Source organism: Adlercreutzia sp. ZJ141, from assembly GCF_011038965.1.
In the GTDB taxonomy this organism is placed as follows: Bacteria; Actinomycetota; Coriobacteriia; order Coriobacteriales; family Eggerthellaceae; genus ZJ141.
Genome location: NZ_JAAKEB010000012.1, coordinates 52,568 through 79,266, shown reverse-complemented (window position 1 = coordinate 79,266; position 26,699 = coordinate 52,568). Strand labels below are relative to the sequence as shown.

Here is a 26,699-nt window from a genome sequence, read left to right as displayed (position 1 = left end):
GCTTGCGCCTGTCGCAGGCCAAAAAGTCAGAGTATGGTGACAGTGCTAAGTTTGTGACCTTTAGTGCAGTTGATTCAAATGGAGAAGAACCTGATGCAAAGGTAGTGGCAACACTAAACCACACAGCCATCGAGAAAGCACGCCGTCTGGCAGGCTACAACATGATTGTGACCTCAGAGATGTCAATGAGTGATGCTGATATCTATTCGACCTACCATAATCTCTGGCGCATAGAGGAATCCTTTAAGGCGATGAAGTCCCAACTTGACGCGAGACCCGTGTATCTGCAAAAGCCCGAGTCGATCACCGGACATTTTCTTATCTGCTACCTATCGGTGCTGCTAGAGCGGCTCGTACAGCTAAAAGTGTTAGATGGGCGCTTCTGTACTGAACAGGTAATGAGACTTGCCCACAACTATCGTGTAGTTGAGGTCTCTGAGCGCAAATACGTCAACATCTCCAAGTCCTTACCCATCATCGACGAGTTAGAGAAAATGACGGGGCTGCCGTTGGGCAATTACTACCTTACGAAAGGACAAATCGATTCCATCGTCAACTGCCAATTCAACATACCCAATGCCCAGTAGTGCCGCACACCGAAGCACGTTCGAAGGACGCCCACCTGATGACACCGATGGCTTGGGCACAAAACGTTTAGAAGATAAAGCGAAGTGTACCTACAAACCATGTTGAATTCTTAGCACCAGAAATGAAATCGAAACTCGGAAGTCAGGTATGGTAGCAGATTATTCGGCGGATGTGTATGGTTTGGTGGATAGGTACGGCGTTTTGACCGGTTGCACGGTGTGTACAGTGCATATCCGGCCATTTGGTGCGTTTCCGCTTGACGTTGCCGAATTGTAATGCCGTTGCTGCATTCTCTTTCAAAGGATATGACCAACCTGTCGCCGTGCAAAACAAGCGAAGTGGTACGATATGCGCGATGTGCACAAGCGGTCAAACAAGGGTGTACCATGTCGTGCGAAGCCAAGGCAAACACGTCGGTACCCGCAATCGCGTGAGAAAGAAGAGGTAGCATGTCATTCGAGAAATTCACGGATAAGGCACGCAAGGTACTCGTGCTTGCTCAGGATGAGGCGCGTAGCCTTCATCAGCCATATGTGGGAACCGAGCATTTGCTGCTTGGCCTTATTCAGGAAAAAGACGGGCTTGCCGCCCAGGCGCTCGACCGTTTAGGCGTCAAGCGTGACGCAGTGGTGCAAGCCATCCGTCAGGTGGTGACCATTGATGAAGAGACCGATGTGTCGGGGCACTTGTCGTTCACCCCACGTGTGAAGCGCGTCATGGAAAACTCGCTGCGCGAGGCCATGCAAATGGGACAATCCTACATATCCACCGAGCATCTGCTGCTGGGTATTGTGCGTGAAGGTGAAGGCACGGCGCTTGACGTGCTCGGCCGATTGGGCGTGTCGGGCACTGATATTCGTGGTGCGCTGAACGACCTGGTAGGACAAAGCCCGGTGTATGCCGGACGCAATCCCTTCGACGGTGCTGCCCCATCTGACAGTATGCTGAAGGAGTTCGGCACCGACTTAACGGCGAAGGCGCGTGAGGGTAAGCTTGACCCCGTTATCGGGCGCGCCGGCGAGATTGAGCGCGTTATGCAGGTGCTCTCCCGTCGCCAAAAGAACAACCCGCTGCTCATTGGCGAGCCTGGTGTAGGAAAAACCGCCGTTGCCGAGGGTTTGGCGCAGCTGATCGTGTCGAATCAGGTACCCGACATTCTGCGCGGCAAGCGCCTGTTTACGTTGGACGTGAGTGCGCTTGTTGCGGGGAGTAAGTATCGCGGCGAGTTCGAAGAGCGCCTGAAGAAGTGCATTAAGGAGGTCATGGACGCGGGCGACATTATTCTGTTCATCGATGAAATGCATACGCTTATTGGTGCAGGTTCGGCTGAGGGTTCCATCGATGCTGCCGCCATTTTGAAGCCGCCGCTTTCGCGCGGTGATATCCAAGTAATCGGTGCCACCACCATTGAAGAGTATCGCAAGCATCTCGAGAAGGATTCCGCGCTCGAGCGGCGTTTCCAGCCTATTACCGTTGGAGAACCTAACGAAGAGCAGGCGCTGCGCATTATGGAGGGTCTGCGCGATCGCTACGAAGCACATCATCAGGTGCACTTCACTGACGAGGCTCTGCAGGCGGCGGTGCAGCTGTCGAGCCGCTATATTCAGGATCGCTTTTTGCCCGACAAAGCTATCGATGTGCTTGACGAGGCGGGCGCGCGCATGCGCATTCGCAACATGACACTTCCGCCCGAGCTGCGCGAACTCGATGAGAGTTTGCGCACGTGCCGCGCCGCCAAGGATGAAGCCATTGCCTCGCAGGATTTTGAGCGAGCCGCCCAGCTGCGCGACGAGGAATCCGATCTTAAAGCACGTCGCGAAGAGGCCGAAAAGCGCTGGGAGGAAGATTCCGCGAAATCGGTGCATCAGGTGACAGTTGAAGACATCGCCGATGTGGTGTCTATGACTACAGGTGTGCCGGTGAGTAATCTCACCGAAGCCGAAACCGAGAAGCTGCTGCGCATGGAAGGCGTGCTGCATGAACGCGTGATCGGCCAGGATGAAGCTGTTACGGCGCTGTCGAAAGCCATTCGTCGTTCGCGCAGCGGGCTCAAAGATCCGAAACGCCCCGCAGGTTCGTTTATCTTCTTGGGGCCGTCGGGCGTGGGTAAAACCGAGCTTTCTAAGGCGCTTGCCGAGTTCCTCTTCAATTCGGAAGATGCGCTTCTATCGTTTGATATGTCCGAGTACATGGAGAAGCATAGTGTGAGCCGTCTGGTAGGCAGTCCTCCGGGCTACGTGGGCTTTGACGAAGGTGGTCAGCTGACCAAGGCGGTGCGGCAGCGCCCGTATTCGGTAGTACTGTTCGATGAGATCGAAAAGGCGCATCCCGACGTATTCAATATTCTGTTGCAGATTCTAGAAGAAGGGCGGCTCACCGATTCCCAGGGCCGCAGCGTCGACTTCCGCAACACGGTTATCATCATGACGTCGAATGTGGGCGCGCGCGAGATCGCGCAACCGTCGACCCTGGGCTTTTCTGCCGACGGCGATACGGGGCTTTCCGATAAGGAAATTAAGAGTCGCGTGATGACCGAGGTAAAGAAGCTTTTCCGGCCCGAGTTCTTAAACCGCATTGATGAGATTATCGTGTTCAAGAGTTTGACGGCCGAAGAAATCGGGCAGATTGTGAACCTGATGGTGGGCGATCTACGTGAGCGTCTGATCGCGCAGAACATGACCATCAACCTGACCGATGCCGCCTGTCATTTGGTTGCCAAGGAAGGCACCGACACTGCTTATGGTGCTCGTCCTCTGCGTCGCGCTATTCAGCGTCTTATCGAGGATCCTCTGTCGGAAGAAATTCTCGAGGGCAGGTGGTCAAGCGGTTCGGTTATCGTTGCCGATGTGGACGAGTCGGGCGAGAAACTCGCGTTTTCAGCGGGCGAGGGGAGTATTCCCGCGCCGCGCAAGCATGACAGCATTGCTCGCGAAGCCGAGCTGCTGCTGACCGGGTATGATTTAGGGCATGCGTCGTCGTCGGGTGGCGGTGCAGCCAGCGGTGGGGCCGCAGATTAACGAAACGGTGCGCCGCGCACAGGGGGTGTCTCCCGTGTGCGGCGTGCTTGTGAGACAAGGGGAAACAACGGAAGGTGGGCGCCATGGAAAAGACGATGGATCCCGTGTACTCATCGGAGGTGCTATCGGCACCCGAGCTTTTGCTGAGCGATTTGAATTTTGATTTGCTCGCGCAATCGCTTCATGGCGTGTGTGGCGAGGTTGATAAGAATCCGAAAACCGCAGCGGTTATTCTTGCGGGTGGTACCGGCGAGCGCTTTGGCCGCGAGGGCGGAAAGCAGCTCGTTGAAATTGCGGGCAAGCCTATTCTCACCTGGTCGGCTGAAGCGTTTGATGCCGTGGGCGACGTGGGTCTTATCGTTATCGTGTGCCCCGAAGAACGCCAGTCCGAGTATTTGGCGCGTGCTGTTGACCCCTTCCCGTTCGTTACGCCTATTGTTATGGCTCCATCGGGTCCGAGCAGGCAGGAATCGGCATTTTCGGGGCTTGAATACGTGCCCGAGGAATACGAGTACGTGGTCATGCATGATGGTGCTCGGCCGCTTATATCGCCTGACCGCATTAAGCACACCATCAACACGCTTAAGGGAAACATCGACGCCGACGGCGTTATTGTTGCGCATCCTTCCATCGATACGCTTAAAGTGGTGGAAAACGGCGTGATTATGGGAACGCCTGATAGGCGTGTGTTTTGGAATGCACAGACGCCGCAGGTATTTCGAGCCAGCATTTACCGAAGGGCTCATGCATCGGCGTTGTCTGACGGATTTGTGGGAACCGATGATTCGTCGCTCATTGAGCGGCTTGGCGGGCGCGTTCTTGTGGTGGAGGGCAAGCGTGACAATATTAAGCTTACGGTGCCGGAAGACTACCTCATGTTGGCCGCTGCGGTCCGCACGGCGATTCTGAAGAGCAACGAGCAGATGAAATGATATCCTGTACGGCAATGCCTTCGTTAGGTGAGGGCAAACGTAGGATGAAACGGATGGGATGATGGAAGATTTCTCCAGATTGCGCATAGGTCAGGGCATGGATGTGCATGCCTTCGCCGAAGGGCGCCGTCTCGTCCTTGGCGGGGTTGATATCCCGCATAGCCGTGGGCTTATGGGACATTCCGACGCCGATGTGCTTACCCATGCTATAGCTGACGCACTGCTTGGTGGTGTGCGCGGCGGCGACATCGGCAAGCTCTTTCCTGACACTGATCCTGCTTATAAGGATGCTGATTCATGCAAGTTGCTCGCTTCTGTGGCGCAGTTCGTACGCGAGCAAGGCTACGAGATTTTAGACGTTGACAGCGTTATTGCTGCCCAAGCGCCGAAGTTGTCTCCGTATCGCGAGCAGATGCGGAAGAATTTGGCTGGCGCTTTAGGCATTTCGATCGACAATGTGGGCGTGAAAGCGACAACCACCGAACATCTGGGGTTCGAGGGCCGCGAAGAGGGCATCTCGGCCACCGCGGTGTGTATGTTGCTCCGCTGTCAGACAGGGCGGCGGAGCTAACCGGTGCCGCGGAAACCTGCGGCATTTTGGGTGTGCTGTCTGCGCGTTGCGCGTAGGTAGCAACAACGTTACGCACCGATGCAGATAGGATTCTCATGAACATATTCAAGATCATCCGCGAGGATGTGCAGGCGGTTAAAGACCGCGACCCCGCAGCTCAAAGCTCGTTTGTCATCTGGCTCACCTATCCGGGTTTGCATGCCCGCTGGTCACATGTGATTGAGCACTGGTTGTGGAACAAGGGGCTTAAAAGCCTTGCGCGAATATCGTCACAGTTCACGCGTTTCATGACAGGTGTTGAAATTCATCCGGGCGCGGAAATTGGTCGACGCTTCTTCATCGACCATGCCATGGGTGTGATCATTGGTGAAACCACCATTATCGGCGATGATTGCACGCTGTACCAGGGTGTCACGCTTGGCGGCACGGGGAAGGAGTGCGGAAAGCGCCATCCGACATTGGGCAACAACGTGATGGTGGGCGTTGGTGCGGCGGTGTTGGGTAACATCCGCATCGGCGACAACTCGAAGGTGGGCGGCGGTGCTGTGGTGGTGCGCGATGTTCCGGAAAACTGCACGGTTGTGGGCATTCCGGGGCATATCGTCATGCGTGATGGCAAGCATGTTGCTGCAGAACAGGACGACGCGAAACTGCGCCACGAGAATCTGCCCGACCCCATGGAAGAACGATCTGATCGCAACCGTAAGGCTATTGCTGATCTTCAAGAGCGCGTAAGCCAGCTTGAAGCGCTGCTCGCGCGAACGGCGGCGGAGGGTACGGTGAAAGATACGAATGAGGCTGAAAGGTAGGGCCATGTTGAAGTTGTACAACACCCAGACGAGGAGGAAAGTCGATTTCGAGCCACGTGAGGCGGGGAAGGTGCACATGTACGTGTGCGGCCCGACGGTGTATAACTATATTCATGTAGGCAACGCACGGACGTTTATCAGCTTCGATATCATTCGGCGCTATCTTATGTGGCGCGGGTTCGATGTGACGTTCGTGCAAAACGTCACCGATGTTGATGACAAGATCATTGCAAAGGCGAACCAAGAAGGGCGAAGCGCCGCTGAGGTGGCGCGTGAATACACTGACGCCTTTATCGCAGATATGCGGCGTGCTGGCGTGCTCGACCCTGACATTCGCCCACGAGCGACCGAAGAAATCCCCGAGATGATCAAGCTTGTGCAGCGTCTTATCGACAGTGGGCGCGCCTATGAGGTTGAGGGCGACGTGTACTTTAGCGTGCGGAGCTTCCCCGAATACGGCAAGCTTTCGGGACGCAATGTTGACGAAATGGAAGGGGGGCACCGCGACTTGCGCGCCGACGGCCAGGGTCTTGCCGACCGCAAGCGCGATCCGCTCGACTTCGCGTTATGGAAGGCTGCCAAACCAGGTGAGCCGTCGTGGGAAAGCCCGTGGGGGCAAGGGCGTCCGGGATGGCACATCGAGTGCTCGGCTATGTCGCATAAGTACCTGGGGCTTCCGCTTGACATTCATGGTGGTGGCGCCGATCTGGTGTTCCCGCATCACGAGAACGAGGTGGCCCAGAGCGAAGCTGCGTATAGTTGCACGTTTGCACGCTATTGGATGCATGCGGGCATGCTTCAAATAGCCAATGCGGAAACAGGCGAAGCCGAGAAGATGAGCAAGTCGCTGAACAACTTCTTGCTGCTGCGCGACGCACTGGACATTGTGCGGCCCGAGGCGCTGCGCATGCTTATGCTGCAAACTCACTACCGCAGCCCGCTGGTGTTCGGGGATGCGCGTCTGGCTGAAGCCGATGCGGCGCTTGCTCGCATCGAGAATGCGGTGCGCAATGTTGATTGGCAGCTCGATCACACTTCCGATGATTCCGATGTGTCATCTGTTATCGACGCTGAGGCGCTGGATGTGGCGTGCGTGCAGGCAAAGCGTGCGTTTACCGAGGCAATGGATGACGATTTCAATGCTCCTGAGGCGTTGGGTGCGGTGTTCACGCTGGTGAGCGACATGAATTCGGCTATTGCCGACAAGACCGTGTCGGCGTGCGATGTGGCTGTGGTGCGCTCTGTGCGCGATGTGGTGGTTGAGCTCATGGGTGTGTTCGGTATCGATGTGGCTGCTGCGCAAGACGCTGCGGCTGGCGATGGGTATCCCGCCGAGGTGATTGCGCTTGCCGCCGACCTTGCAGGGTATACGGGAGACAGCGCTTCTGAAGCGGTTCAAGCGTTGCTTGCCGCTCGAACCGAGGCGCGTGCGGCGAAGAATTGGGCTGTTGCTGATCAGGTACGTGATGGTATGAAGGCGCTGGGCCTCGTGATTGAAGACACGCCGCAGGGTCCACGGGTGTCGATGGCGTAACGACAGAACTCTTTTAAAATAGCGCAGTCTGGGAGGATGACTCTATTCGAACAGGTTCGTGCTGTTAGGTCAGATGAGGTTAAGGAAACGATACCTCATCTGACTTTTTCTTCATGCTCTTTCCACTGATCGGACATGTTCGTAACGTTAGCGCTCATTAATTTCCGCTAACCTTTTCGTCTCCCAGCCATGTCTCTATGCACCTCATCAGGTGGTCGATTTCCAACGGCTTGGTAAGGTGCTCATTCATACCGGCAGCCTTACTGCGCTGAATGTCCTCCGAAAAAGCATCCGCGGTCAAGGCAATGATCGGAATTTCGGTAGCATCCGTACGGGGTAGCTTTCTGATGGCCCGAGTGGCCTCATACCCGTTCATGATCGGCATCTGGATATCCATGAGGATCATGTCATAGTAGTTCTCGCCCGACACTTCGAACTTTTTCAGGGCCTCCTGTCCGTTTTTCGCGCTCTCAACCGTCACGCCTGTCTCACCGATGATATCTTCCGCGATTTCTCGGCTCAGCACATTATCCTCGACCAGGAGAATCCTCTTTCCTTCCAGCTTCATGTCCGCGAACGAGGACTCCTTCGTAAGCTCCTTAGCGCCATCGTCGTCCATGATCTGATTAAATAGATATACTAGACGGGACTTAAACAGCGGTTTGGAAATGAACCCGTTAACACCTGCACGGCGCGCTTCTTCCTCTACGGCACTCCAATCATAGGCCGAGAGAATAATGATCGGCACATCAGCTCCAACATCTTTGCGGATCGCCCGTGCTGTTTCGATGCCGTCCATTCCCGGCATCTGCCAGTCTAAAATCACGGCAAAATAATCCTGATTTCTTCGGTGACGCTCACCTACCCGCTGCACGGCCTCCCTTCCACTCAGAGCATATTCGCTCTTCATGCCGATGTTCTCAAGGATTAGGCAAGACGTCTCGACGGCGTTTTTATCATCATCCACCACCAGCACCGGCAAGTCCGCGAACTTCTCCGTGTCAGGCGCCTGCGTCTCCACAAGCTTAAGGATCAGCGTTACAACAAATGTCGTGCCTTTGCCCAGCTCGCTCTCCACCGCGATATCGCCGTTCATCCTGCGGGCAATATTCCTCGCGATGGCCATTCCAAGCCCCGTGCCCTCGACCTTGCTTACCCTGGAGTCTTCCGCGCGGCTGAAGGGTTCGAACAGCTTCTCTAGAAACTCCTTGCTCATACCGATTCCATTGTCACGGAAAACAAATTCATAGCAGCCGTAGCCATAGGTATTGAACGGCTTCTCATTGATTTCCATTTCAATAGTTCCGCCCGGATTCGTGTACTTCGCTGCGTTTCCCAATATATTCATGAAAATCTGCTGCAGTCTCATGGTGTCGCCGATTACGCGCTCGTGCTCCACGTTCGCAATATGCACGTCAAAGTGATGTTTTCTTTCCTGCATGGAGGGCCGAATCATGGTGACCAGGCTTCCAATCAGATCAGAGAGATTAACCTCCTCCTCCATCAGATCGATTTTCCCGGATTCAATCTTGCTCATATCAAGAACTTCATTGATCAGCGAGAGAAGGTGCCGGCTGGAGATTGTGATCTTTTTCAGACAATCTTCAACACGCTCAGTGTCTTCCAGATGCTTTCCCGCGATGGCCGTCATTCCGACAATAGCGTTCATGGGTGTTCTGATGTCATGGCTCATTCTCGACATGAAATCGCTTTTGGCCGCGTTGGCGTAGTTGGCGGCGTCGCAGGCTTCTCTCAGCGCCTGCTGCTCACGTTCCTCCCGCAGCTTGCTCTCCGTCACATCCTGCGCCGCATACAGCGCCCGCTTTGGCCTGCCATCGTCTGTGGTCTCAGCCAATACGATACTGGCGCGAATCCATGCCCTGCGGTTGTTTTGATCGGGCAGCATGCGGTATTCGAAGGCAACCACCGGATGCTCCACACTTAAGGTATTCAGCAGTCTGTAGTAACTGACATATTCCAGATATTCCTCCCTGTCATCGACAGAGACAAAGTTCTGGGCATAAAGATTGATCGCCTGGGTGTAGTTCCTCTCATCGCCTAAAACGCGGCTGACCACGTCCTTCTGTCTGACGGGTCTGAGGGTCTCATTTTCAAGGTTGATATAATAGGTGGCGAAGAACATGCTGCTCAGGCTGTTGATAATAGAGGCCTTTTCGATGGACTCCCGGTAGGTCTGCTCCTCTGCAAGCTTTTCCGCCGTAATATCCCGTCCCAATACGTTGACCAGGGTCTTCTCCCCTTGACGGATGTAGAGCACGTGTTCCTCGGTCCACAGCGGAGATTCCCCCCGGTGTCTGTACTGGCACACATCCTCCCGAAAATCCTGCACCGTTTCAGCGTTCTTTCGGATATTCTCAAGGAACAACGTCTTTTCGAACACTCTTCTGTCCGCCTCTACGACCGTTTCCTTATAGGCCTTTTTGACATAATAATCATAGTCGCCCTCTGCGCGCCTGCCAGCAACGCCCTGCCGCAGATAGAACCTCTCGCAGATTCCGGTTTCCAGATCGATGGTGCTCAATATGCTGTACCTGGATCGGATAATGGCTGCCATTCTTTGGTCGTTGCGCCTTTGCTCCATGTCTCTTTTCGTCTGCTCGTCCACATCCTGAAAAGTCAGAATAGCGTAGCCGCTTTGTTTTTTGTTTTCTTTCAGATAGGCCGATATGGAGATATATCGCCAGGTGCCATACAAAAACACCCGACACAGAATGGTCTTTTTCTTCTCTCCGTTCTCCCACGCCGTTCTCATGGACTCCAGGGAGAGCTGGGTATACACCCTCTCCCGATCCTCAGAGGCTATGTAGCCGGCGCCGATACCCTGAAACGTGTTGTCCCAGAGGGAGTTTTCCGTGTCCACGTTCTGTCTGATCTTTTCTGTGGCCTGCACAATGTTTACGCGGCCTGTTTGTAGGTCTACGACATAAATCGCAAAGTTCGTCTCTCCCAGCGCGTTGATGATCTCCTGGTTGCGGATATTGACCTCTTCTCTTGCAAGCCCTTCCCTGAAGGCGTCGTGGATATCCTTCAGGCAGATCATGACCTTCTGGTTGTCGTCGGTATAATCAAAATCCGGAACTACCTCCAGATGGTGCCATCGGTAGGTGTCTCCATATTTTCGGCGATAGATACAGCTCAGCTTTTTTACACCCTTTTTCAATTCGGCTTTCGCGTGGTCGAAGCGGACGAAGCTCTCGTATCGCTCGATATCCTCTTCATAGACATAGCCGCATTGGGAAACGCCCAGGAACCAGTCGGAGAGAGAGGTCATGTGTCCGCGCAGCTCCTGCATCTCTTCCTCGTCAGCTTTCACGATCATGTAGCTGTCCGTCGTCAAATTCCCCCGCAAGACCTTGTGATAAATGTGATTGGCCACCTCCGCGTAGGGCGTGACGGCGATAACAAACGCCGGAACCTCTTCTTCCCAGAGAATGCGGGTGGCCGCAATCTCTACAACCTCACCAAAGGGATCACCATAATTTACCGAGCGAGCTTCGTTTTTATCTCCCATATACAGCAGCGGGCAGTTGTCGCAGGCGCCCTCCCACAATTCATGGCAGACCATGCCATTCTCAATGGTCGGCGCAATCTCTCTGACCCGCTTGTTGTAGTATAAAATCTCATGATTATCCTCCCTGATGACATAAACCGCCGTCATCTGAAGTGAATCCAGGATCAGTTCGTATTCCCGTGTTGCCATGTAGGTGCCCCCGCATTTTTCATAGGTTTAGAGCGTTGAAGCTTCTTCTGCAAAGCCTCCGTCATTGTATCAAACGCGTCTTTTTTTCGGTTTCGAATTCCGTCACTGCTGTATTTTTCAATTGCGATTGCCGCGATTATAGACCCCCCCGACATGAACTCGACGGTGAACCCGAGCGTGTCGCCAGCTGCACCGCCCACAAGACGGTATTGGAACTTGCTGAGGGAGCGTCCCCTCTTCTTGCGCTCGCGCATAACCTCCAATCTCGGCGTCATCCTTCGCTTTATAAAAGTCCCCAAGCAGCGTTTGTTTCAAATTGGATAGAATGGCAAGTATTCGAGAATCTTCTCCGGTTTTACAGGGGAAGTTAAGAGGAAAGGCGGCCTTTGATGCCTGGTTCTTACGAATACGAGCTTGTTCGAATAGATGATTATTTGGCGGCGTGAGCACTCTTTGCTTGTCATTGACTGTACATACGTTATTATATACTTGTCAGTGCGCAGAAGGAGGACATTGTGGCTGCCGCAACGTTAACCATGAGAATAGACAGCGATCTGAAGCGTGACGCCTCGGCGGTTGCCGAATACTACGGCTTCGATCTTTCTGGAGTCACCAGGGCGTTTTACAAGCAGATGGTTCGCGATCACGCCATTCCGCTTGATCTTGGCTATTCGAATGAAATACCCAATGAGGAAACGCTCGCTGCCATGAAGGAGGCAGAAGAGATCATCGCAAAAGGGGGCACTGGTCATAGCTTCAATTCTGCGGAAGAAATGTTTGCGTTTCTCGAAAGCGAGATAGACGAGTGAGCACGCTTGAGATTGAACCTCTTCCGTCATTTGCTCGCGACATCAAGCGACTATTGAAAAGACATGCTGACATTGCGAAGCTGAATACAGTTATAAACCTGATAGCAAAGAATACTCCCAAAGCTCATGTCTGGAGAAATCGACGTGTCACAAGTCGAGGCGCAGTTCTAAAGCCCTTCGTAGTGTGACCACATACGAACGACCTTTATCGTGCCGTCGAACCGCTGCCCATCCTCTTCGATGGTTTCAGGAATCACCTGGTAGACAAATCGATGTTGTAAGTTGATACGCCGGGAGTATAGGCCACTAAGGTTGCCAACGAGAGCCTCGTATGAAGGCGGGTTTTGAAACGGATCACGCCGGACTATTTCAATGAGTTGCTTTGCTTTCTTGTCGAGACCGACCGCCTTCAGCCTTTTCGCATCTTTGGCCGCCTGCTTAGTGAACTTCACGTGGTACATAACTACCACTCAAGTTCATCTTCGGTCAGGCAATCGTCGAGACTGGTTACCAGTCCTTCCTGCAAAGACTCGCTCATTCCGGGAATACTTGCAAGGTAGAGCGTTTCCTCGATAGCCGCCCAATCGTCCTCTCCAATGAGTACAGCGCCTTTCCCCTTGCTATTGGTGATGGTGATGGGCGCACAGTTGGCATTGACCTGGGCGATGGTCTGATACATGTTCTGCCGAAACGCCGTTGCCGTAATGGAGGTCATGGTGGGCTCCTTCCTGAATTCTTGATTCCCACCATAACGTACGCTATAACGTACGTCAAGAGCACTTGCTCAAGTAAGTGCTATCACGCCGCCAAATAATCATTTGTGCGATTGTTTCTGGATGCTGGAATTAAACTTGAGTGCGGCGAAGCGATCTAAGCATGAAGATCCGCCATCAGATCCTCTATCGAGCTGAAGCTTTCACCCTCGCCCGTAAGTGCCTGCTGTCGAGCTTCCAGGTTAGCAAGCCTAACCTCGTTCTCTCGAAAAGCGCGGTAGTCATGGGCATTTACGATGAAATAGGCAGGTTCGCTATTTCTGAGTACCGTTACGGGTACACCATCTGCCACCTTTGCGAACTCGCGACTTGCGCCTCCGCGGCCAAACTTGCTGATAGGGACCATGGTATCGAGAGGGATTGTTATGGTCATTGGTAAAGCACCACCTTAATAACATGTATATTTACATGTTATTATAAGCAGTATATTAACCAAGTCAAGTTGTTCGCCTGCTTGTCGGTGAGTGTCGTCCCCCGGTCTTTTCCTCGTTGCGTATCGCATGGCGAGCTTCGATCGGCTATCATATTTCACTGTGAGCATGAGCGAAAGCTCACAGCAGGAGCAGGAGAGTGCTGGAGGTGTCGCATTCGATGCTGAGTTTCTACACAGTTATCGTTTCGGAAGTCGTGCTTCTCATGGCGCTGCTTGCGTTCATGGCGAACACGAACGACATGTTCTCTAAGGACAAGAAAGGTCAGTTCCTACTTCTTTTCTCCAGCGTTATCTTAGGTATTCTCGCGGAATGGTCGGGAAGTGTGGCTGGTACCTTCGGTGGGGAATACCGCGAAGTTATCGTATGGACGAAGATGGTTGAGCTCACGGTGACGCCCGTTGTCCCGTTCATGTGCGCTGCGGCTTTGCAACCAGCGGCTCACGCGCCTGCGCGAAACTGGTGGTTCCCTGGCATTCTTATTGTTCACACTGCCTTAGAGGTTTTATCTGCCTTCGGAGGCTTTATCTACTACGTGGACGCCGACGGTGTGTTTCGCCACGGCCCGCTTTATTGGATCTACCTAATAACCTACCTGGGCGGTGCTATTTACGTGCTGTGGGTTGGGTATCGCGTCAGCCGTCAGTATCAGGGAAAGAACAAGGTGATGCTCATCCTGATGCTAGGCTTTTTGTTGTTTGGCGTTGCCGCGAATCAGGTGGACAAAAGTGTCAAGTCTGCGTGGCTTACGGTTGCGATCATCGTTACGCTGCTCTACATTTTTTACAACGATATGCTTCAGCGCGTCGATGTGAAAACAATGTTGCTCAACCGCACCAGCTGCGAGAACCTGTTGGCCCGGCTGCGCAGGCCTGCAACAATCCTGCTGCTCGATATCGACTCCTTCAGAGCTGTCAACGAAGAGCACGGGCGTGCCTACGGAGATCAGTGTCTTCAGGTGGTTGGCAACACGATCCGAAAGGTTTACGGGCAACACGGTAAGTGCGGCCGCGTTAACGATGATGAGTTCTGTGTGATCCTCGATGCAGATAAGGCCGCTACGACCACGCTTAATGAGCAATTCCTCGCAGCCCTGAACACACGTCGTGAGGAAGACCCGCGACTTCCGCATGTTTCTTTAGGATACGCTCGCTTCGACCCCGCTCGTGAAAGCGTACACGATGCTGAGCAGGCAGCGGCCTCTACTTTGCATTACAATAAGGAGCGCAACAAGATTAAGCACGGCCCCATTCCGCATGCCGCATCGCAAGAGAGTACGGCATCTCCCGCTCTAGCGCTTGCGGCAAGCCAGGAGTCGGCTTTGGAGGTGTTGGATACAAGCGAGTTGGAAGACCGTGCTTTTATCGCTTACGCAAGCACCTCAAAGCGCAGCTACCTTTATCTTTTCAATATGAGCACGGGGGTGTCCCGCTGGTCGCCAACTGCGGTAAGTTACTTTGACTTGCCGGGTGAGTATATGTACCAAGCAAACGACATTTGGGAATCTCGCATTCATCCGCAAGATCGGCAAATGTTCCACGATGACATCGAGAAAATTATAACTGGGCGCAAGCATGTACACGAGCTTGAGTACCGGGTGAAGAACCGCTTGGGGGAATACGTCGTCTGCACGTGCCGGGGTGTGGTGCTCAAAGGTGATGGTATAAAGCCCGACTTGTTTGCTGGTACGATCGTCAACCACGGCATCATTGATGAGGTAGATCCCGTCACTAGCTTGCATGTGAATGCGGAGTTCGCCAAAAGCATTCACCGGCTGATCGAAGAGCGAACCCGCGCTTGTGTGGTCAAAGTGGGAATCGAGCATTTCCGGCACATCAACGCCATGTACGGGCAAGAAGGTGGAAATCAGGTCCTGCGGCTCTTCGGCATTGAGCTTCGCGATCTTGTTGCGGGTAAGGGGCAGGTGTTTCGCCTAGAGGGCGCGAAGTTCGCTTTCTACTTATACGATGCCGACCAAGATGAAACGCGCAAGCTCTTCCACCAGCTTCGTCACGTGGCGGAAAGCGACATTCAAATCAACGACCTGCGGATTCCGTTGCGGATATATGGCGGTGCCGTGCGGTTAGACCCCCAGCATCCCCGCAATGAGCACGTTGTGCGGAGCAGCCTCATCTACGCCATGGAGCAGTCGCTGGAAAACTATCGCAATGAGCTGGTTTTTAGCGAAGACATCAAGCAGATTATCAATGCCGAGAACATTCAGCTGCATGCAGAAATACACCGGAGTGCTGTGGAGGGCTGTCGGAACTTCTTTGTGTGCTACCAGCCTATTGTGTCTTTTGCAACTGGGAAGGTGATTGGTGCGGAGGCGCTGCTGCGCTGGAAGCAGGAACCGTACGGCGTCGTGCCGCCGGACAGCTTCATCCCGTGGCTCGAGAACAACCCTGCCTTTATCCCGGTAGGGAACTGGATTCTCCGTCAGGCAATACGAGAAACCGAGCCTTTGCGCCAGGTTAATTCGGATTTTATTCTGAACGTGAACATCGCGGACACCCAACTAAAACATGATGGCTTCAGGGAAGACGTCCTTAATACCCTAGCGGACGAGGGATGTGCACCTGAACGCCTTTGCCTGGAACTCACGGAGCGATGTCGGCGTTTGGACCCGGCTTTCCTTGAAGACGAGCTACGATTCTTCCGTTCCCGTGGCGTTTCCATTGCTCTTGATGATTTTGGAACGGGTATGTCATCTTTGGCGCTGCTGCTTCAGCTTCCCGTTGATGAACTAAAGGTTGACCGGGTGTTTCTTTTAAGCGCGCTGACTGACGAGAAGAGTCTCACTCTGCTGGAGACTATCATACAAAGCGCTCGGAAAGCGGGCCTGCGCACCTGCGTGGAGGGTATTGAGACACAGGAGCAGCTCGATTTGGTGGCTACTTTAGGAGGCGACTGCTACCAAGGGTACTTCGCCACCAAACCTGTTTCGATCGAGGGGTTTGTGGAGTTCTGCCGTGCGAACTGGGAAGCATGAGGGTAAGAACGTGGCGCAGGTGAAAAACGTAGGGCTGAAAAGCGTGGAGCTACTCGCGCCGGCGGGTGGTATGGAGCAGTTACGTGCAGCGATACGCTTTGGTGCCGATGCGGTGTATTTAGCCACCGACCGGTTCGGTATGCGCCAACGCGCCCAGAATTTCACGCTTGATGAGTTGCCGGACGCCATCGCCTACGCGCATGCACGAGGCGTTTCCGTGCACGTGACGCTGAACACACTCATGGATGCCGACGATATTGCGGCGCTGCCTAGCTATTGCGCTGCACTCGCTGAAGCGGGGGCTGATGCGTTCATTGTGAGCGATTTGGGGGCGCTCGCTGTTGCGCGCCGCAGTGCGCCAGGGGTTGACATCCACGTGAGTACGCAGGCGAGCGTGTGCAACGCCGAAGCGGCGCGCGTGTGGTATAGCTTGGGTGCGCGGCGCGTGGTGTGCGCTCGCGAGATGAGCGTAGCCGATATTGCTCGCATGCGCCGCGACGTGCCCGATGACTTGCAGCTTGAGGCATTCGTGCACGGTGCCATGTGCGTGGCGTATTCAGGACGCTGCCTGCTATCGGCGGCGATGACGGGCAGAAGTGGCAACAAGGGGCACTGCTCTCAGTCGTGTAGGTGGAGTTACGAGCTGGTCGAAGAGAAGCGTCCAGGCGAGTACTACACGCTTGAGCAGGACGCACGCGGTAGCTATGTGCTCAATGCTAAGGATTTGAACATGCTTCGCTACCTCGATGACTTGGCTTGTGCGGGCGTGTCGTCGTTTAAGATTGAAGGTCGCAACAAGAAAGCCGCCTACGTGGCCACGGTGGTGCATGCATACCGCCAGGTAATGGACGGTGCCGACCCTGCCGAGGCAGAAGCCGACTTGTACGCGATATCTCATCGGCCGTACGGCACGGGGTTCTACTTTGGCGAACCCGACCAAACGCTTGAGCGCGACGGCTATGTGAAGGAATGCCTGCATGTGGCCACGGTGACATCGTGCGAACCGATGAGCGATTCCGCCACAGCCTATACGGTTACAACAACGTGTCATAACCGATTCTATGAAGGGCAAGTTGTTGAGTTGGTCACGCCGTCACGACCGATCGAACGTTTCACTGTGAGCGGTCTGCACTGGTTGCCTACGCCTACCGACGATCATCCGAATCCGCGTGCTCAGGCGGTTGATGTAGCGAACCGAGCCATGGATTCCTACTCGTTTACCTCGCCTATTCCGTGTGAACCAGGTGATTTCCTGCGGGTGCGAATCGAGGATAGCTAGGCGGGCTAAGCTTTGTTCGCACTATGCTTTCAAAAGCACCTTTTCTAGGAGGTGCAGTTCATCGGGGGTGTTCGCGTTCACGAAGCACCAACCTTCCGGCTCCGCTTCGCGTACGCGGTCCATAGTGAATTCATTCACGTTAATGACGCCGAACAGGTCGCTTGCGCGCGTGTGTCCGTAATCGATCAGTTCGGCAACGCTTGCCAGGCACGTGTCGCGGCGGTACACCGAATGGAAGGGCTCGTAGCCGTACTGGTTGCGCGGCACCGCTGCGTCGGCTCCGGACTGAATAAGGTCGAGTGCTTCAGCGCAGATCAGGCGAGCGGACGCACATGCCATATCGCACGCCACGACGCCAACCAGCGGGTTTGTTGCAGCATGCAGTGCAGTGTATAGGCCAAGCAGTGCGCCGCGCGTGTCGAAAACGTCGCGCACCAGGTGGATGTTGAGTTCAGGGAAGTCATTAGCGAGGAAGTGTAAGTTCTCCGGTTCGTTTGTGGTGATGATCAGCTCGTCGGCCAGCGGGCTTAACCGCTCTACCAGCCGGCAGATGAGCGGACGCCCCAAAAACGGTACGGTAGCCTTGCTTTGTCCCATGCGGCGGCTTTCGCCACCCGCTTGAATGACGATGCTTAACTTGGGACGCACGAAGCTAGCCTGTACAAAGTCGGCGAGTTCGGTTATGTCGCTCAAATCGAATACAGGAATACCGCATGATTCTGCGGCAGTGCGTGCTTGTTCGATGTCGGTAACCACAGCGACAGTGGCCGCAGTGGGCATTTTGGTTGCGAAGTCTTCGCTGGGGTCGTACTGAGCAGTGTCGTGTAGTGCTGTGTCGGATGACAAAGGTGCCTGAAAATGGGTGATGCCCAGTTTCGCGTTGCGCGCCATCTGCACGAAGTCGGCGCTTAAGGGCAGACCCTTGCGCACGCATTCAGCGAACGCCTCGGCTACGCGCTCGTCAGCGGGGTTGTCGGCCCGCATCACTTCGATGGTAGGAAGCGCGCTTTTACGGTAGCCTTCGACGATAACGATGTCGTGATTGGGCATGCTGCGCACGATGTCCAGACATTCGGTTTCGCCGTCGGTGGTTTTTACGCGCGCGATTTTGCCGGGGGCGGCAATGACGGTTTCGCTTGCGCCCGCCGCGCGGTGCCGGTAGGAGTCCTTGCCGGGGATATCGATGTCGAACCCCACATGCCCATGGTGCTTCACGCTGCCCACGTCCAACCCGCGCAACACAAGCTCGGCGATAAGCTTCTCTATCAGCGTGGTTTTTCCCGAGTTGTGCCGGCCGACGATAGAAATCGCAGGGCTCAAGATGTCCATGGTTCCCCTTTCATGGCGTTGGATGCGTTCCGGTTTTGTCCGGCTTTGTTTCCCCGGCGGAAAGTATAGCATTCGCGTGCAAGTGGGGTAGGAAATGGTGGGAATGAAGTATAGTGAATTGAGGATAATTTGTTGCGGATCGGTTACGGATCGGTTCCGCGCGTTGTCAGACGACAAGGAGAACATCATGACTAAGCCCCAACCATCTCTCGATCAGTGGCTCGCCGAGGCGAAGCTGAGTCCGAACGCCGACAAATGCGGCATGTTCCTTGTGCATAACGGCGTGGTGCGCACAACACCGAAAGCCCAGGTACGTGAAGGTGTGGAAGGCTTGGGTGAGGTTGCCCAGATAGAGTTTTCCTACGATGCGGAAGGTCTTGACGCTGCCATTAATGAGGCGCTTTCCTGGGAAGGCGTGTACTACGTACGCGTATGGATGAATGAAGGCGCGCTAAACGTGGGCGACTCCATCATGTATGTGCTAGTTGGTGCTGACATTCGCCCGCATTGTATCGATGCGCTGCAGCGGCTTGTAGGTAAGATCAAAAGCGAGCTGGTGGTGGAAAAGGAAATTATGGCGTAGCTTTGTTCTAGCTGTTATAGTGTGAACATAACAGCTAGGGTAATGAGGCGCCTGCGCGGCGAAGTTCGCCTGTACGTTGTATGTGTGCGGCGGGAAAGGAGAGGAACATCTGTGATCCTGCGCATCGATCAAACGTCATGCGAACCGCTGTACATGCAGATTCGCAACCAGATTGTAGCGGCCATTGCGCGCGGTGAGCTACTGGCAGGTGATGGGTTGCCGAGCGTTCGCCGGTTGGCGAGCGATTTGGGTATCAACTTGCATACGGTGAACAAGGCATACGCCGTACTGCGCGACGAGGGTTACCTTGTGATGCGCGGTCGTAGCGGCGCGTACGTGGCTGATGAGGCGCATGCGGCGTCGGCTATGCGTCGAGCGGATACCGAAGAGGCGCTTGTTCAGACACTGCAGTCGCTTGCGCTTGAGTACAAGGCCCGTGGCGGTTCGGCACAGAAGTTCTCCGAGCTCGCAACACGCGCAGCAGCCGAAGCGTTCGCAGATCCTGGTATTGCAGGCGCTCGACGTGACGTGGGTGTACTGAGGGTAGACGCGGAAGGCAACTGCCTGGTCAGCACGGGTACGAACGCTGGTATGGGTGCGGTTGGTTTCACAGGTACAGGAAGATCTTGTTCTGCAGGTGGTTCCACCGCATCTTCTGCTCCTTTCGTTCCCTCTGCTTAGCGAAGGATCTTTCTATGGAAACCTTCTTTCCCCTTGCTCTGATCGTTCTTACGGTGCCGCTCACGGGCGGTCTTATGGCGGCGACTCCTTATCTCATGCCCAAGCGCGAATGTTTCGCGGTAACTGTTCCCGAAAGCGCGCACGCTGACCCTCAAATCAAGGCGCTGAAGAGCCGTTATGCGTACACGGTTGCTGCTCTGACGGTCGTCTTCACGTTTCTCGCCGCTCTTGCGACGGTGCCGCTTACTCGAGCAAGTTACTCTGAGGCCGATGCTAACGTGCTCATTGGTGCAATCGCGCTTCTGGCGCTTATCCCTATAGCGGTGTCGTTTGGCCTCATGCTACGCAATCGCCGTCGGGTGATGGCGATCAAGCGTGAGCGCGGCTGGCATGCGCCGCGCCAGCAGGCGGCGGCCCTCGTGGCGGAGGGCGATATCCCTGGCCCCGTGTCGCTGGCGTGGAACTTGCTCTACCTGCCTGTTATGCTTTTCGTGGCCGCACTCGGTGTGATGTGGTATCCCCTTATGCCCGACATGATTCCTATGCACGCCGACTTTGCGGGTAACGTGAATGATTACAGCCCGAAAAGCCCCTGGTCGGTTTCGTTTCCCCTCATAGTGATCGTATTTCTTTGCGTGACGTTCGTGCTGTGTCACTGGTCGATGACGCGCTCGAAACGTCCGACCAACCCTAGCGCGCCTATGACCTCAGCGCTCGCGTACGGCTTGTTCGTCCGTGCGCAGAGTATCTTACTGTTGGCATGTGGCTTGATTCTCTCGCTGACACTCGGCGTTGCGTTCATGGCGTCGGCAGTGGGCTTCATCACGCTCAATGCAGCGGCGGCCATCATTTGCATGGCGTGTGTGCCCAGCGTGATAGGCGCCCTCATTTTGGCAGTGGTTTACGGACAGAACGGGTCGCGCTTGTTCAAACACATGGAGGCTGCAGGCGCTGCCAGAACGAGTGTGGCGGCGGGCGCCCTGGTGAGTGCAGGTTCGGGCATCTCGGATACCGACATGTCTCTCATGCTCTTCGACGACGATGCGCACTGGAAACTCGGCATCTTCTACTTCAATCCCGACGATGCTAGCCTGTGGCTACCCGAGCGTTTCGGTATCGGCTGGACCATGAACTTCGCACGTCCTGCAGCGTGGGCCTTCATTGGGGGGTTTGTGCTGCTGCTTGTGTTGTTTGTGGTGCTGTGCTTCGCCATTACATAACGTGAGAGTTGAGCGCTTGCAGGATTGAGCGGCTTGAGCGGCGTTTCTCCGACTTACACTTCCCACGACAAAAACGCCCAACGAAGCGTTCGTGGTATCGCAAGACGAAGCGCCGCCTGAGGTCGTCCTTTTTCGTCGGGTTCGCCAGCGTGCTCGTTGGGTACCAGGTTATCTCGTAACCATTCTTGTAAGCGGGGAAGGGCGTGCTCGCGCTGTGTATCACTTGCGGTGTGTGCTGTGGCGTCGGCAATCATGCGCTTGAAGTTGAGGTATGCCGCATTGAAGTTGTCAAACGTGTCGGTGCGTGTGCTGTCGATATAGCTTACCGTGGGTTGTATACCCTCGTTGGCTAGGATGTTAAATGCATATTGGTAGTCGCGTCCCACCCGCGCGTGCAGCCCGATAGCGCGCAGTACCCGCTCGTCAGTGCGCGGCGAGGCACCCGTTGCTAGCGTTATACACACGCGCTTGCGAGCAACGGCGGTTAGGCGGAGCAGTGCATCGCGCAGATCGGCAACGGCAAGCGATCTACTGGCAATGCACACGTCGGCTGACTTTTTCCCAATTCCGAACAACTCCCAATCATCTTCCCAGCTCATTTGTACAGTGGTGATGCCATCAAGATGTTCTGTGGCCTGTGTGGCGCGCAAAATGTCAAGCATGCCGCGCGAGAAGTCGGCGGCAATTACCGCGTGTCCCGCCCGCGCTAGCGGCAGGGCAAGCGCGCCGTTTCCACATCCCATGTCAAACACTGTGTTGCCCGGTTGGATATCCGCCAAACGCAGGAACGCTTCAATGTAGGCGCTTGGGGCGTCTTTTGTGGTGAATGTTTTTGAACGCTCATCCCAAAACGCAGCGTTGTCGGATCTACGACGAAGTGCCTGATAGTGTTTCCAGTCGTTGCTCCAATCGGCTTCGATGAGTAAAGGGACATCGTTTTGCATGGGAATCCTCCATCGGTTGCGACTCTCATGTAGTGAGCCTGCCGCGTGCATGTGTTACGGGCTGCCCAGTCAGTCAAGCTGCGCGTCTGCCGCATTGCGGCTCCTTGGGAAACGCAGAGCAAAACGGCCTTAATCAGTGTTTCCCTTGCGCGCCGCTGTAGCAGCAGGTTTTGCTTCTATGGTACACCAACGGTTGTTGCAGTGCGCCTGTAGTGTTGCTGTATGCGCTTGCGCGACGTCCGTGGGCTTTTTCCGTTGCTTGGGAAACGGGGCGCAGCTGCGCCTATAATGCGGCTGAAAACAGTTGAAGCGTGCCCATTGTGTGTGCGTTCGTCCAATAGGCTGGCGTAGGTGCCGCGTTTGGGCGCACGCTGCCGTTGCGAGAGAGCGAATTCCATGGATGTTCTGATTACCGTACTGTGCGCCGTTTTTGTGCTCGGGTTGCTCGTTTTCATTCACGAAGGCGGTCACTATCTTGCCTCGCGCGCGTTTGGTGTGCGGGTTACCGAGTTCATGTTGGGTCTTCCCGGCCCCAATGTGGGGCGTGTGGTGGGAGGCACCAAGTTTGGCGTCACGCCCATTCTGCTGGGTGGCTACGCGCGTGTATGTGGCATGGAACCTGGCGAGATGAGTCCGCACGTGCAGCCGGTGCTCGCGTCGCTGTACCGTCGAGGCACGGCCAATATGGAAGACGTTGCGCGCGATTGCGGCATTGCCGACGACGAGGCGTATGAAGCACTCGAAGAACTGGTGGAGTGGGGAAGTGCTGTTGGGCCGCTTAAAACCGACGAGTACAACACCTACCGCGCACCGCAAACCTATCCCAGCAAAAAGCAGCTCGGCGCGGGTGTTCGCGCGTGGGCGCAGGGTGAGCCGCGCGATGCGCCCGATGAACACGAGTTGTACCTGTCGGAATACGCACAGCAGTACCGCGCGCGCCCGTTCTGGAAGCGCTCGGTAATACTGCTTGCTGGCGTCGCGGTGAATCTGCTATTCGCTATGCTCGCATTTGTGATCATCTTCTCGGTGATCGGTTACGATGTGCAGAATACCGCCACGGGCGAGATCGTGCACGTAACCGTTGGTCCGCTGCAAGCACTCTATGCTGGCTGTATGTATATTGGTGCGGTGATACAGGCGGTCATTGGCTTGTTCAATCCGTCCACTGTCGCTCAAACTGTGTCAGATTCCACCTCCATTGTGGGTATAGCTGTGCTGTCGCGTAATTATTTTGAAGCTGGTGCGGTGTACGCTTTGCAGTTCATGGCTATGATCTCGGTATCGCTTGGCATCATGAACCTGCTGCCCATTCCTCCGCTCGATGGCGGCCGCTTCGTCATTGAGGTGTATCAGAAGATCACCGGCAAGGCAGTGTCTGCGAAAGCGATGAACTGCATGACGCTTGTTGGCATGGGGCTGTTTCTGCTGTTGTTTGTGGTTATGCTGAATCAGGATATCCAACGGTTCGTGTTCGGAAACTGGTAGGTGCAGGGTGTACAATAGCCGAATGCAAAACGAACAGAACGAACAAAACAGCGTGCCTTTCCCCGCGCGCGAACGAGCAGACGTCTTACCAAATAAGCGCACACGCCGACTTGCGGTGGGAAACGTTGCGCTTGGTGGCGGCGCACCCGTCGTCGTGCAGAGCATGTTGAATGCTCCAGCCTCTGACGTGCAAGCGAACCTTGCACAGATTAAAGCGCTTGCTGACGCTGGCTGCGAGGTGGTTCGCATGGCTGTGCCTCACCGACGCGACCTCGATGCGTTCCAAGCGGTATGTGAGGCGTCGCCGCTTCCCGTGGTGGCTGACGTGCATTTTGATCCGCACATCGCATGCGAGGCGGCGCGGCGCGGCGCGGCGAAGCTGCGCATCAATCCCGGAAACATCGGGGGCTTAGCCGCAACTGATGCGGTGCTTGACGCCGCAGGTGAGGCGGGCATTCCTATTCGTATTGGCGTAAACGCTGGCTCGCTTGACAAGTCTTTAGCCGCGCGCGATGACCTATCTTTGCCCGAGAAGCTTGCACGCTCGGCGTGCGCATACGTGGAGTACTGCGAGCGGAAGGGTTTTCATGATGTGGTGGTTAGCGCTAAGGCCCACGATGTGCGTGCCACGGTCGACACGTACCGATTGCTGTCGACGGCCATACCTCACGTTCCACTACATATTGGCGTCACTGAAGCGGGAACTGCGTTCCAAGGTGTCATAAAGAGTGCATGTGGGTTGGGTATCCTGCTTGAACAGGGGATTGGCGACACTATGCGTATATCGCTTACCGACGATCCCGTGCAAGAAATTCGTGCCTGTTGGGCGCTGCTTGGTTCCTTGGGGCTGCGAAATCGCACGCCGGAGATTATCAGCTGTCCCACGTGTGGTCGCTGTCAGGTTGATCTTATCAGCTTGGCGAAGCAGGTTGAACAACGGCTGTCGTCTGTGGCGAAGCCGGTGCGCGTGGCCGTTATGGGCTGCGTGGTGAACGGGCCGGGCGAAGCTGCCGACGCCGATTTGGGTGTGGCATGTGGCGATGGCTGTGGCGTGTTGTTTAGTCATGGAAACGTTGTGCGCAAGGTGCCAGAATCAGGCATTGTTGACGCGCTGATGGAGGAGGTAGCGAAACTATGAGCAAAAACGTGATGCGCATGAGCGCGCTGTACGCGCCCACGCTGAAGGAAGATCCGAACGACGCTGACATTGCCAGTCACCGACTGCTTTTGCGTGCGGGTATGATCCGGAAAAGCGCGTCGGGTGTGTACACTTTCTTACCCTTGGGTCAGCGCGTACTCGCGAAGGTGAGCAATATTGTCCGCGAGGAAATGGACGCCATTGGCTCGCAGGAGATCACCATGCCGGTACTGCAACCTGCTGAGCTGTGGCACGAGTCGGGCCGCTGGGATGACTACGGTCCGGAACTCATGCGCTTGCGCGACCGACACGACCACGAGGTGTGCCTGGGTCCAACTCACGAAGAGCTTATTACCGCGCTTGTGCGCAATGAGCTGCGTTCTTACAAACAACTTCCCTGTACGCTGTATCAGATCCAAACCAAGTTTCGCGATGAGATTCGCCCGCGCTTCGGTTTGTTGCGCGGTCGCGAATTTCTGATGAAGGACGCTTACAGCTTCAACGCCACGCAGGAGTCGCTGCAGGAAACCTACGATGCCATGAGTGAGGCTTACGGGCGTATCTGTGAACGCTGCGATTTGGACTATCGTCCTGTTGAGGCTGATCCGGGCCAGATTGGTGGCAAGGTGACCACGGAGTTTATGGCGCTTGCCGACGCAGGTGAAGCCGAGCTTGTGCACTGCGCATGTGGGTATGCGGCCAACACCGAAGCTGGGGCTTGTACGGCTCATCCCACGCTGCATGACGTGGCGTTTGAGAAGGTGGCAACTCCTGGCGTGCACACCATCGAAGAGCTTGCAGAATTCTTGGGTATTCCCGAGTCGTCTACGGTAAAGGCCCTGTCAGGTAAGAACGCTGAAGGCAAGCTTGTCGTGCTGTTCGTGCCAGGCGATCATGAGGTCAACGAGCTCAAGGCAGCACGTGTGGCTGGTGGATTTGAGCTGCTAACCGACGATGAAATGGAGTCGTTTGGCTTACACAAAGGATCGATGGGTCCGGTTGGCTTGCCTGATTCTGCCTACGTGATTGCCGATGCTAGCTTGGAGCAGGTGGCGAAGTGGGTGGTCGGCGCGAACGAGGATGGCTATCACTACGTCGGTGCCCAGTTGGGCGTGCATTTTAGGGTTGACGAATGGGCCGACATTTGCATTGTCGCCCCGGGTGATGATTGCCCGCAGTGCGGTGAGCCGCTTGGTGGGGCGCGCGGTATCGAAGTATCGCAGGTGTTCCAACTGGGAACGAAGTATTCCGAAACAATGGGTGCCACCTTTATGGCTGAAGACGGCTCTGAACAGCCGTTTATCATGGGATGCTACGGTGTGGGCGTATCGCGCACCATGGCTGCCATCGTTGAGCAACACAACGATGAAGCTGGCATTTCGTGGCCGTTCTCCGTGGCGCCGGCGCATGTGTGTGTCATCCCGCTTACGGTGGGCGACGATGAGGTTCAGCCCGCCGCCGAGCGCATTACTGCCGACTTGGCCGACCTGGGATTTGAGGTGGTCATTGATGACCGCAAAGAGCGCGCGGGCGTGAAGTTCGCTGACGCCGACCTTATCGGTTGGCCGTTGCAGGTTGTGGTGGGTAAACGTGGCTTGGCAGATGGCACCATCGAGCTGAAGCGTCGCCGTACGGGCGAGCGCCGTACTGTGTCGCTTGACTTGCTCGGCGAGGTGTTTGCTGCAGCGCGCCGTGCTGCGAAAACGCGCGGAAGTGTCCTGAGCGTAAAGGAGCTTTTCGCTTAGAAAATGCTGATCAAAAATGCCTTGTCCCTCCTGCCTGTTCCAGGCAGGAGGGACAAGATTGCTCTCTTCCAAGATGAGAAGTGAGCGAGGCGGTTGCAAATGTAAGCCCGCTTGTCAT

General features: G+C 55.3%; 22 protein-coding genes. 16 read left to right on the top strand and 6 right to left on the bottom strand.

Translation table 11 applies throughout. The features are described 5' to 3' along the window. The 7 genes from G7Y44_RS07300 to cysS all read left to right on the top strand — a co-directional run. Nucleotides 1-587: IS1634 family transposase (locus tag G7Y44_RS07300; RefSeq protein ID WP_165248694.1), on the top strand; the 587-nt coding region annotated here is incomplete at its 5' end. 148 nt (nt 588-735) lie between these two features. Then, nucleotides 736-864 carry a hypothetical protein gene (locus G7Y44_RS10485; RefSeq protein ID WP_255464354.1) on the top strand — a complete coding sequence of 43 codons (129 nt, stop codon included), beginning with the start codon at nt 736-738 and terminating at the stop codon, nt 862-864. Between the two features lie 173 nt (nt 865-1,037). Beyond that, on the top strand, nt 1,038-3,605 hold the full coding sequence (locus G7Y44_RS07295; protein WP_165248692.1) for an ATP-dependent Clp protease ATP-binding subunit: 2,568 nt from the start codon (nt 1,038-1,040) through the stop codon (nt 3,603-3,605). Nucleotides 3,606-3,688: 83 nt separating this feature from the next. Further along, a complete protein-coding gene (ispD, locus tag G7Y44_RS07290; protein WP_165045663.1) occupies nt 3,689-4,537 on the top strand; it encodes a 2-C-methyl-D-erythritol 4-phosphate cytidylyltransferase in 849 nt (282 codons plus the stop codon). Nucleotides 4,538-4,595: 58 nt separating this feature from the next. After that, entirely contained in the window at nt 4,596-5,108 is a 513-nt protein-coding gene (gene ispF / locus G7Y44_RS07285; protein WP_165045665.1) for a 2-C-methyl-D-erythritol 2,4-cyclodiphosphate synthase, read from the top strand. 95 nt (nt 5,109-5,203) lie between these two features. Beyond that, nucleotides 5,204-5,917 (top strand): serine O-acetyltransferase, encoded by a 714-nt coding sequence (gene cysE / locus G7Y44_RS07280; RefSeq protein WP_165045667.1) that lies wholly within the window; start codon nt 5,204-5,206, stop codon nt 5,915-5,917. Between the two features lie 4 nt (nt 5,918-5,921). After that, nucleotides 5,922-7,451, top strand: coding sequence for a cysteine--tRNA ligase (gene cysS, locus G7Y44_RS07275; protein ID WP_165248690.1), 1,530 nt, complete (start codon nt 5,922-5,924; stop codon nt 7,449-7,451). A gap of 157 nt (nt 7,452-7,608) precedes the next feature. Here the strand turns inward: cysS and G7Y44_RS07270 are convergent, their stop codons facing one another. Continuing rightward, entirely contained in the window at nt 7,609-11,172 is a 3,564-nt protein-coding gene (locus tag G7Y44_RS07270) for a PAS domain-containing hybrid sensor histidine kinase/response regulator (protein WP_165248688.1), read from the bottom strand. A gap of 515 nt (nt 11,173-11,687) precedes the next feature. Between G7Y44_RS07270 and G7Y44_RS07265 the strand changes: the two genes are divergently transcribed. Next, the gene (locus tag G7Y44_RS07265; protein ID WP_165045675.1) at nt 11,688-11,981 is read left to right on the top strand and encodes a type II toxin-antitoxin system RelB/DinJ family antitoxin; all 294 of its coding nucleotides are present in this window, start codon (nt 11,688-11,690) and stop codon (nt 11,979-11,981) included. A 167-nt stretch (nt 11,982-12,148) separates the two neighbouring features. Here G7Y44_RS07265 and G7Y44_RS07260 read toward each other — a convergent pair whose 3' ends face one another. From G7Y44_RS07260 to G7Y44_RS07250, 3 genes are all read right to left on the bottom strand, one after another. After that, nucleotides 12,149-12,442 carry a Txe/YoeB family addiction module toxin gene (locus tag G7Y44_RS07260; RefSeq protein ID WP_165045677.1) on the bottom strand — a complete coding sequence of 98 codons (294 nt, stop codon included), beginning with the start codon at nt 12,440-12,442 and terminating at the stop codon, nt 12,149-12,151. A 2-nt stretch (nt 12,443-12,444) separates the two neighbouring features. Then, a complete protein-coding gene (locus G7Y44_RS07255) occupies nt 12,445-12,696 on the bottom strand; it encodes a type II toxin-antitoxin system Phd/YefM family antitoxin (RefSeq protein ID WP_165045679.1) in 252 nt (83 codons plus the stop codon). 155 nt (nt 12,697-12,851) lie between these two features. Continuing rightward, a complete protein-coding gene (locus tag G7Y44_RS07250) occupies nt 12,852-13,127 on the bottom strand; it encodes a hypothetical protein (protein ID WP_165248686.1) in 276 nt (91 codons plus the stop codon). 218 nt (nt 13,128-13,345) lie between these two features. Between G7Y44_RS07250 and G7Y44_RS07245 the strand changes: the two genes are divergently transcribed. After that, nucleotides 13,346-16,177, top strand: a complete 2,832-nt coding sequence (locus G7Y44_RS07245) for a bifunctional diguanylate cyclase/phosphodiesterase (RefSeq protein WP_165248684.1) — start codon at nt 13,346-13,348, stop codon at nt 16,175-16,177. 10 nt (nt 16,178-16,187) lie between these two features. After that, nucleotides 16,188-17,456, top strand: a complete 1,269-nt coding sequence (locus G7Y44_RS07240) for a peptidase U32 family protein (protein WP_241159221.1) — start codon at nt 16,188-16,190, stop codon at nt 17,454-17,456. A gap of 21 nt (nt 17,457-17,477) precedes the next feature. Here the strand turns inward: G7Y44_RS07240 and mobB are convergent, their stop codons facing one another. Next, the gene (gene mobB, locus G7Y44_RS07235) at nt 17,478-18,785 is read right to left on the bottom strand and encodes a molybdopterin-guanine dinucleotide biosynthesis protein B (RefSeq protein WP_165248682.1); all 1,308 of its coding nucleotides are present in this window, start codon (nt 18,783-18,785) and stop codon (nt 17,478-17,480) included. Nucleotides 18,786-18,972: 187 nt separating this feature from the next. On the opposite strand from mobB, the gene G7Y44_RS07230 reads away from it, so the two are divergent. The 3 genes from G7Y44_RS07230 to G7Y44_RS07220 all read left to right on the top strand — a co-directional run bounded on the left by G7Y44_RS07230 (nt 18,973) and on the right by G7Y44_RS07220 (nt 21,269). Continuing rightward, complete coding sequence (locus G7Y44_RS07230) at nt 18,973-19,368, top strand: molybdenum cofactor biosynthesis protein MoaE (protein WP_165045687.1); 396 nt, start codon at nt 18,973-18,975, stop codon at nt 19,366-19,368. Between the two features lie 111 nt (nt 19,369-19,479). Beyond that, nucleotides 19,480-20,049, top strand: coding sequence for a GntR family transcriptional regulator (locus G7Y44_RS07225; RefSeq protein WP_165248680.1), 570 nt, complete (start codon nt 19,480-19,482; stop codon nt 20,047-20,049). Between the two features lie 14 nt (nt 20,050-20,063). Further along, the gene (locus G7Y44_RS07220) at nt 20,064-21,269 is read left to right on the top strand and encodes a DUF1648 domain-containing protein (protein ID WP_165248678.1); all 1,206 of its coding nucleotides are present in this window, start codon (nt 20,064-20,066) and stop codon (nt 21,267-21,269) included. Nucleotides 21,270-21,322: 53 nt separating this feature from the next. On the opposite strand, the gene G7Y44_RS07215 is transcribed toward G7Y44_RS07220, so the two are convergent. Beyond that, entirely contained in the window at nt 21,323-22,213 is an 891-nt protein-coding gene (locus tag G7Y44_RS07215) for a class I SAM-dependent methyltransferase (protein ID WP_165248676.1), read from the bottom strand. A 396-nt stretch (nt 22,214-22,609) separates the two neighbouring features. Here G7Y44_RS07215 and G7Y44_RS07210 point away from each other — a divergent pair, with 396 nt between their 5' ends. The 3 genes from G7Y44_RS07210 to G7Y44_RS07200 are packed head-to-tail and all read left to right on the top strand — an operon-like array spanning nt 22,610 to nt 26,581. After that, nucleotides 22,610-23,698 (top strand): site-2 protease family protein, encoded by a 1,089-nt coding sequence (locus tag G7Y44_RS07210; protein WP_165248674.1) that lies wholly within the window; start codon nt 22,610-22,612, stop codon nt 23,696-23,698. 22 nt (nt 23,699-23,720) lie between these two features. Continuing rightward, nucleotides 23,721-24,836, top strand: a complete 1,116-nt coding sequence (ispG, locus tag G7Y44_RS07205) for a flavodoxin-dependent (E)-4-hydroxy-3-methylbut-2-enyl-diphosphate synthase (protein WP_165248672.1) — start codon at nt 23,721-23,723, stop codon at nt 24,834-24,836. Then, on the top strand, nt 24,833-26,581 hold the full coding sequence (locus G7Y44_RS07200) for a proline--tRNA ligase (protein WP_305793585.1): 1,749 nt from the start codon (nt 24,833-24,835) through the stop codon (nt 26,579-26,581). Before ispG ends, G7Y44_RS07200 begins: the two co-directional genes overlap by 4 nt. The last annotated feature ends 118 nt before the right edge of the window (nt 26,582-26,699 follow it).

What these genes read in the sequence shown, in the direction of transcription:
- G7Y44_RS10485 (WP_255464354.1), top strand. Translation starts at nt 736, where the DNA reads ATGGTAGCAGATTATTCGGCGGATGTGTATGGTTTGGTGGATAGGTAC.
- G7Y44_RS07295 (WP_165248692.1), top strand. Translation starts at nt 1,038, where the DNA reads ATGTCATTCGAGAAATTCACGGATAAGGCACGCAAGGTACTCGTGCTT.
- ispD (WP_165045663.1), top strand. Translation starts at nt 3,689, where the DNA reads ATGGAAAAGACGATGGATCCCGTGTACTCATCGGAGGTGCTATCGGCA.
- ispF (WP_165045665.1), top strand. Translation starts at nt 4,596, where the DNA reads ATGATGGAAGATTTCTCCAGATTGCGCATAGGTCAGGGCATGGATGTG.
- cysE (WP_165045667.1), top strand. Translation starts at nt 5,204, where the DNA reads ATGAACATATTCAAGATCATCCGCGAGGATGTGCAGGCGGTTAAAGAC.
- cysS (WP_165248690.1), top strand. Translation starts at nt 5,922, where the DNA reads ATGTTGAAGTTGTACAACACCCAGACGAGGAGGAAAGTCGATTTCGAG.
- G7Y44_RS07270 (WP_165248688.1), bottom strand. Translation starts at nt 11,172, where the DNA reads ATGGCAACACGGGAATACGAACTGATCCTGGATTCACTTCAGATGACG.
- G7Y44_RS07260 (WP_165045677.1), bottom strand. Translation starts at nt 12,442, where the DNA reads ATGTACCACGTGAAGTTCACTAAGCAGGCGGCCAAAGATGCGAAAAGG.
- G7Y44_RS07255 (WP_165045679.1), bottom strand. Translation starts at nt 12,696, where the DNA reads ATGACCTCCATTACGGCAACGGCGTTTCGGCAGAACATGTATCAGACC.
- G7Y44_RS07250 (WP_165248686.1), bottom strand. Translation starts at nt 13,127, where the DNA reads ATGACCATAACAATCCCTCTCGATACCATGGTCCCTATCAGCAAGTTT.
- G7Y44_RS07245 (WP_165248684.1), top strand. Translation starts at nt 13,346, where the DNA reads ATGCTGAGTTTCTACACAGTTATCGTTTCGGAAGTCGTGCTTCTCATG.
- mobB (WP_165248682.1), bottom strand. Translation starts at nt 18,785, where the DNA reads ATGGACATCTTGAGCCCTGCGATTTCTATCGTCGGCCGGCACAACTCG.
- G7Y44_RS07230 (WP_165045687.1), top strand. Translation starts at nt 18,973, where the DNA reads ATGACTAAGCCCCAACCATCTCTCGATCAGTGGCTCGCCGAGGCGAAG.
- G7Y44_RS07220 (WP_165248678.1), top strand. Translation starts at nt 20,064, where the DNA reads ATGGAAACCTTCTTTCCCCTTGCTCTGATCGTTCTTACGGTGCCGCTC.
- G7Y44_RS07215 (WP_165248676.1), bottom strand. Translation starts at nt 22,213, where the DNA reads ATGCAAAACGATGTCCCTTTACTCATCGAAGCCGATTGGAGCAACGAC.
- G7Y44_RS07210 (WP_165248674.1), top strand. Translation starts at nt 22,610, where the DNA reads ATGGATGTTCTGATTACCGTACTGTGCGCCGTTTTTGTGCTCGGGTTG.
- ispG (WP_165248672.1), top strand. Translation starts at nt 23,721, where the DNA reads ATGCAAAACGAACAGAACGAACAAAACAGCGTGCCTTTCCCCGCGCGC.
- G7Y44_RS07200 (WP_305793585.1), top strand. Translation starts at nt 24,833, where the DNA reads ATGAGCAAAAACGTGATGCGCATGAGCGCGCTGTACGCGCCCACGCTG.